Source organism: Nocardia sp. 852002-20019_SCH5090214 (assembly GCF_001665865.1).
Taxonomy (GTDB): domain Bacteria; phylum Actinomycetota; class Actinomycetes; order Mycobacteriales; family Mycobacteriaceae; genus Nocardia; species Nocardia nova.
Genome location: NZ_LZMK01000229.1, coordinates 1 through 605, shown reverse-complemented (window position 1 = coordinate 605; position 605 = coordinate 1). Strand labels below are relative to the sequence as shown.

The 605-nt window shown below is 70.7% G+C and carries 1 pseudogene; it reads right to left on the bottom strand.

What is annotated here, in order from left to right:
• Positions 1-605 (bottom strand): annotated as a pseudogene (locus A5780_RS18535) (hypothetical protein); the annotation flags it as partial.

The window sequence follows — 605 nt, the reverse complement described above, 5'->3', positions numbered from 1 at the left end:
GTAGGCGTGCGTCGTGGTGACGATGCCGGCCTCGATCACGGTGGCCAAAGCCCTGCATACGGTCTTGCGGTCCAACAGCGACCACAACGACAAACACCGACTCGACACCGACCCGGAACGGGTCACCACCGCCCGCGCCAGAGCAGCCAACACCGCCCGCGCACTGCGCAGCCGTTGCGGGTGCAACCCGCCCAGCCGGGCAGCCACCGCAGCCTCGAAACCCGCTCGTAGCGCGTCGATCTCGGCGCGGATCTCCGGTGCTAGATCCGCGGAGTTGGTGGCTGTGTCGTCGATGTGGTGGCGGCGTGGGCGGTCGGTTCGGGCTTCGGCGAGGGCGGGTTCCCATTTCGATTCGCGCCACCAGTCGCGCCCGCGTGCCAGGCAGACAGCCGCACACGCCGTGCGTGCGAGATCCCAAGCGGCGGTTTCGGACAGGCCGCGTTCGGCCGCGACCACGGTGACCGCCGACAGCCACATGTAGCGGCGCCACCACCGCTGCCCGAGTTCGGCGGCCTTCCCGCCCAGCCCAGCTACTACCGTCCAGGCCTGCGCCGCGCTGTAGTCGGCACGCGCCAACGCGCACGACACCCCGAACTCCCGCGCCG